This window comes from Ruminococcus sp. (assembly GCF_024684275.1).
The window spans coordinates 24,596-30,742 of the sequence record NZ_JAIKXF010000044.1 but is presented as its reverse complement, the minus strand read 5'-3'; the positions used below and the strand labels follow the sequence as shown (position 1 = coordinate 30,742).

The 6,147-nt window shown below is 36.5% G+C and carries 4 protein-coding genes; 1 reads left to right on the top strand and 3 read right to left on the bottom strand.

Annotated elements, in window-relative coordinates; genetic code table 11:
- Positions 1–435 precede the first annotated feature (435 nt).
- Positions 436–969 carry a VanZ family protein gene (locus K5677_RS04645; protein ID WP_366848919.1) on the top strand — a complete coding sequence of 178 codons (534 nt, stop codon included), beginning with the start codon at positions 436–438 and terminating at the stop codon, positions 967–969.
- Between the two features lie 208 nt (positions 970–1,177).
- On the opposite strand, the gene K5677_RS04640 is transcribed toward K5677_RS04645, so the two are convergent.
- The 3 genes from K5677_RS04640 to K5677_RS04630 form a co-directional block, all read right to left on the bottom strand.
- Complete coding sequence (locus tag K5677_RS04640) at positions 1,178–1,747, bottom strand: SOS response-associated peptidase family protein (protein WP_296725237.1); 570 nt, start codon at positions 1,745–1,747, stop codon at positions 1,178–1,180.
- Positions 1,748–1,877: 130 nt separating this feature from the next.
- The gene (locus tag K5677_RS04635; protein WP_296725234.1) at positions 1,878–5,489 is read right to left on the bottom strand and encodes a lectin-like protein; all 3,612 of its coding nucleotides are present in this window, start codon (positions 5,487–5,489) and stop codon (positions 1,878–1,880) included.
- A gap of 151 nt (positions 5,490–5,640) precedes the next feature.
- Positions 5,641–5,880, bottom strand: a complete 240-nt coding sequence (locus tag K5677_RS04630; RefSeq protein WP_296725232.1) for a dockerin type I domain-containing protein — start codon at positions 5,878–5,880, stop codon at positions 5,641–5,643.
- Positions 5,881–6,147 lie beyond the last annotated feature (267 nt).

Below are 6,147 nucleotides of genomic sequence, written 5' to 3'. Positions count from 1 at the left end.
GAAAATGCTTTCGCCCCAAACAATTGATGATATTTCTAGGCTTCTTTCAAGATGATAGAAGCTACAGGATGTGAATATAAGCTCAATGATGCAAAAAATAAGCCAGTTCTTCGGAACTGGCTTTTGTAATGTCGATATTGGGTATTGGAATAGAGTGTTCGGTAGTTGTTACAGAGAAAAATGTAATAACAATTATCATTACATGATAATTATATATATTTACAAAATCGAAATAATAGGAATTTTGGTATCATGAAGGGATTGTTGTGAGAGCTAATTTGCCTATAGTACCTAGTGTTATTCAAAAGATGCTTGAAAACACTTGCTTCCTTGACTTTCTATGCTGCAGCAGTGTATAATATGAATAGTATTTGGTTGCTATGATAGATCGGAATTTATCAAGCTATTTGCTAAAGGAAGGATGCGGTAGTGACTATGATCGAGATTTCCTATCTACAGATGTTTATTTTTATAACACTCATTTGGATACTTGTGCGATTCATAATTGCGATCAGATTCAAGAAGTTTTCGGTAAAACGCGAACTTCAGATGCTTCTTGTATACATATGCCTTGTAGTTATTGCAAGATTTGTATACTTCCCGTTACATTTTGTTGATGGAAAAATAGGTACACTAACGATTGGATTTTCAAAGATACCGTCTGACATGGTAAGTTTAATCCCGTTCTTTTTTCTCTTTGACAGATATGATGGATGGCTTATCAATATTATCGGGAACATAGCAATGTTTATACCTGTAGGAATAGTATGGCCTATCTGTTTTCGCAAGCTTGATAATATCAAAAAAACTGTGTTCGCAGGCATTTGTTTTATTATCTTTATTGAGCTGTCCCAATTGCTATGTCCTGAAAGGCATACAGATATTGATGACATAATACTAAATACGAGCGGTGTTATGATTGGGGCGTGTGTCATATTTGCTATACGAAAAGCCGCAAATTCTGATTAGCTTAGTACCATGGTAGAGTCTTACTTATGAAAAATGATATGGAGAGTCCCCGCAAGTGTGTGCGGGGACGTTTTCATGTAATCTTGTTTTATTGGCATTATGCTGTTATAAACTCCGTCGGAGATCTGTGATACTCAACGGCTGTTTCGAATACCATGTTGGACAGAGCTCTTTCTACTATAGCGCGGGGTTCTACGTCAGGACGTATTCAGTCCTGTAAACTATCCTTATCCAGTATGACAGGCATTCGGTCGTGTATATCCCTTACAGTTCCGACAGCTTCTTTGGTGAGCACAGTGAACATAGGTACCTGCATATCTCCATGATCCTCATAACGGTATAAGCCTGCAATATACGTTATGTCAGAGCCCTCCGTCTGTATAGCGAACTTAATCCTTTTTGCATTCCTATGCTCTATTATACTACGGCTATCGTCTTCATATAATGGGTAGCCCCACTCATAATACCATGAAGCAGGAATAACACATCTACGCCTGTACCAGGAGTCTCTCCAAAGTATCTTTGTATCAGCGGTCTTAACGCGGCAATTTGCAAGAGGTTTTGGAGTAGCTTGATGTGTAAATCCCCATGCCATAGGAAATATAGACATTTTTCCATATTTGTTCGGTGCAAGAACAGGTGCTATATCTGATGGGTACAAGTCACCAGACATGAATAGGCTCTTTCCAAGTTTTATTGACATTTCTTGAGCCAAATCCATTTTCCGTACCTTTATGAGGACCTCGGCCATTTCACTTGGCTCTATACGCAGAGACATACACATGTAACTCACCTCTAAGCTTGTTGCAGAATATATGTTCTGATATTAGTATATCACATAAAACGGAATTAGTCAAGACAAAAGGAAAACCGCCCGTGAAGGGCGGTCATCATATTAGGGGATTTTCTTAATTCTTTTTCATATATTCTTCCATTGACATCGGAGTTTCTTTTGTAGTCGATACATATGCGTAGTACGAAAGAATATTGGAAGCATCTACTGCATTAATTAATCCGTCATGATTAACATCTGCTGCAAGCTTCTGCTCCTCATCAAATCTACCATCCTGATTTGTTGAGATCATAGCATAATATGCAAGAACTGATGAAGCATCAACAGCATTGATCTGTTTATCATTATTCACATCTCCAAGAGTATAAGTTATAGGAGTTACTATTGAAATCGTGGTCGTAGTAGCAATACCTGTTGTCGTTACAGGAACTGTTGCAGTAGTAGTTGAAACATTGCCTGTTGTCATTACAGGAACTGTAGTTGTAGTGGTTATACCATTGCCTGTTGTCGTTACAGGAGCTGAAGCTATAGTGGTTGCACCTTTGCTTGTTGTCATCGCAGAGGATGTCAATATTGTAGTTGCGCCGTTACTTGTAGTAATTCTGGTGGTGGTTGCAGCCTTGGTCATAGATGTTGTATCTGCAGTTATGGTTGTCGTAGTTGTATTGGCAGATATGTCAGTACCTTCTTCTGAACTGCTTATACTTTCATTATCATCTTGGATAACTTTATATTCAGCTGTAATTCCGCCGCTGTACGCTCCGCAGCCCTCAATAAATACGCTGTAATCACCGCATTCCTTAGCAATAATATCATTGCATACGTAATAATCTTTACCTTTAACAAGCTCCTGACCTTCGTATGTTACGTTAACTTTGCAGAACTGTTCTTTGCCTGTATATTTCAGATCTTCGACGATAACCTTTGCTTTTGAGATATCTGTTCCTTTCATTCCGACAAGAAGCTTTTCTGCATTTGGTTCATCAATAGGAGCATAGTTTATTGTCAGATCACCGTTCTTATCTGCGACTGCTTGAGTAATATAAAACAGATTATCACTTGATATTACTGAATCTGTTTCTTTTGACTTTACTAAATAGAAATTATAAACCTCATCAGGGATAAGATCAGAATATGATGCACTTATGGTATTGGTTTCTATTTCAGATTCATTTTCCATAACATTTAAAGCGTATGCATCAGTGTCGATATTCGGGAAAAGCTTACGGCTTACAGGCTTTGGAGTAACCTGTGTAGGATCATCCGGATTAATTATATAATCCCATTCGCAAATAAACGCTTTTCCGCCATTAACGGTATGTGTATCAAAGTCTCCATCATTCCATTTTCCGTCAGAAAATTTCCAATAGAACATGCCATAATTCTCTGATGTCTTTCCATTTGGTTCACCTGATGCCCAGTTCTCATAAGAAGAATCTCTGTCCAACCATTTCCATGAACCTTCAGAAGATTTGTCTTTATATCCGAAATATGCACTGTCTATTCCCTGAGCAGTCATCTTCTCGTATACATAAGCATTTTCTTTTGCATCGTTTATAACAAGCAGATATCCGCCGAGTTTATGGCAGTAATTTATTGCATCATCGAATGTGTTAACAACATTATCAAATACACAGTAACTGTGTCCATTATAATTAAATACATTTTTCTTATTATCACCAAGATCAGGTTTTTTATAAAGAGTCACAGTTGTCTGTATAGGAGCGTTAATATTGATCGTTGTATTTGAATCTATATATCCATACGCCGAAACATGAATTTCCTGTTCTCCTCTTTCTGAAAACATCGTAACTATTCCGTCTTCATTTGTTGTACCTTCTCCGCCGCCGCATTGAACAGAAGCATATTTTATGGGATTTCCATTCTCATCATAAACCTCAACAGCAAGTCGATACTGACAATGCCCACACTTAGTGAACCCAAATTCATTAAATGTTTGCGAATAATGGAAGTCCGTTATTTTTTTCCTATACGGTCCGAATGATCTTGCTCTTTTCCAGTCACGAAAAGATACTTCACATCCAATCGACAATTCAGCAGAAATGTCTCCTTCAAAACATATTTTACATTCATGTATTCTGCCAAGAGCAGTATCAATATAGGGATCATTGTTTGCAACCTTAGCTCTTACTCCGACTTTAGCAGAAACATTTGCGCATCCTTTTAAATTAATGACTTTTAAATTCATGCCTTTAAACTTAACTTTAACCTCAGCTTTAACCTTAATATTGGGCTTGATTTTTAAACCAATAAAAGTATCTGCTTTACACTCAAACTTACTTTCACTTTTGGGATGCTTTGAAATATTATCTAATGAAAAATACTTGATTCCTTTGTGCTCAGCTTTTATTCCAATGGAACCACTGAGTGTATTGGAATACTCTATTGAACCATTTATTTCACCGACAAGATATAAATCTATCTTTATAGCTACTACACCGGCATTAATTATTTCTATCGATGGCAATTTTAATTCAGCGGTAATACTGTTAGAGTATTTCAGCTCAAATTTGGCAGCATAACTTAATTCGAATTTCAAATATTGATGTGTAAATGCCATAAGCCATTTAACATCCGCTTTAACCGTAAAAGATATACTACCCGATATTCCAATTTTATTCTCTACAACACGCTTATTCTTTTTGTTTTCTTCATTATTATCATCATCTTCATCATCATTATCCTCTTCACCATTTAATACATCGCTTTTTGTTTCCTCGTTAACATCTACAAAAACACACTTCAGTTGTTTGAAAGCTGTCATTTGACCGCCAATTTGAGCCGGTTTTGGAGCCGGACGCCTCGATACATCATTCTCGTTTTGTTTGTTACTTTGATTCTCCTCATATTCTTCGTTATCAAACTCGGCTGTATCGCTTGAATAATCAATTTTTATACATTCAAAAACATCTTCCGGAGAGATCTCTTCACCATAAAAGGTTATCGCTCCATCGCTTTGCTTCTTATCTGCAATCTTAATAACAAGCAGATCATCTTCTCCCTTATATGTAAAGATATCACCTACAGAAAGCGATGTCATCTTTTCATCGGGCGATTCAAATGTGTACACAAGTTTTTCATTATCAGCATTAGCTAAAATTGCAGAATTGCTTTCAAACATATTGACAGATTCTTTTATTACGACAAAATTTGTATTAATATCATCATCAAGATTCAGAGCCCTGTCTTCATCAAAATCATTTATCGTCTGATTTGAAAGGCGCTGCATATCTTCTGTATAGAGCGAGCTTTCATAAACATCAGAAAGCGGTCTTAACGTTTCGGTATCTATCATGTATGCCTTCAAACAAAAATATTTAGGGAAATCAGATGAATTGATATCAACATCAATTGTTTCTTCCTCACATGATAATTCAGCATTTCCACTTGCAATTAGCCGAGATTCATCTTCGGAATATATTCCAACAATCAGAGTACAATCTTTTTCAGCTTCATATTCAACCTTTGCAGTATTATTGTCCATATCAACCGAGATAATATTATATGGCTGATCTTCACTCTGCTCAGCTAATGAAGAATTTAGCTCTGAACTCAGTATATCGCCTATTTGATTTGTTCCTTCTGCGGATACAAAAGCATTATTCGGACTTGTCCTTTCATCAGCAGCGATAGTTTTTAATGAAAATGGCATTATCGAAATAGTAACTGCGATTGCTGATATTATTGATGTAATTCTTTTAAACATATTTAGCATTCTCCTTTTTTATTATTAGTATCAGTTTTTTATGATATTCTTATATTCACCTCCAAAACTTAAATCATTATACATCTTTTCAAAACGAGTGTCAAACCATTTATTGCTATATAAAAGGACGGCGTAAAGCCGTCCTCATAAATCATTTCTTTTTCATATAATCAGTAAAGCTTATCTTTGTCTTACTTGTTGCATTGTATGCATAGAACGAGAGGACATACGAAGCATCAACTGCATTTACCGCGCCATCCTTGTTGACATCGCAGTATGCCAACTCATCGCTTGTGGGCTTTGTTTTATTGGTAGCTATCCTTGTATAGACAGTGAGCATCTCCGAAGCATCGATCGCGTTTATGGCACCGTCTCCGTTTGGATCACCCAATGAAGGTGGAACAGCAACAGACAGGTCGACAAAACGGTGATTGTATTCATTGACATATTTTTCAGCACATGAGTCTTTTTGACCATATATCGTTAATTGCGGACAATTAGCAAATGCTTTCAACTCTATACTTGTAACGCTCTCGGGAATAGTAATATTACTTAAATGCGTGCAGCTTAGGATTGGAGCAGGCTGCTTACTTATGTTCACTTTATAATGACTAAAAGTACTTTGTATAGTTCATCACATAATACGGAAGAACTAATG

Bases quoted from the DNA above. Each gene is read 5' to 3' on its own strand.
- K5677_RS04645 (WP_366848919.1), top strand. From the start codon at position 436: ATGATCGAGATTTCCTATCTACAGATGTTTATTTTTATAACACTCATT.
- K5677_RS04640 (WP_296725237.1), bottom strand. From the start codon at position 1,747: ATGTCTCTGCGTATAGAGCCAAGTGAAATGGCCGAGGTCCTCATAAAG.
- K5677_RS04635 (WP_296725234.1), bottom strand. From the start codon at position 5,489: ATGTTTAAAAGAATTACATCAATAATATCAGCAATCGCAGTTACTATT.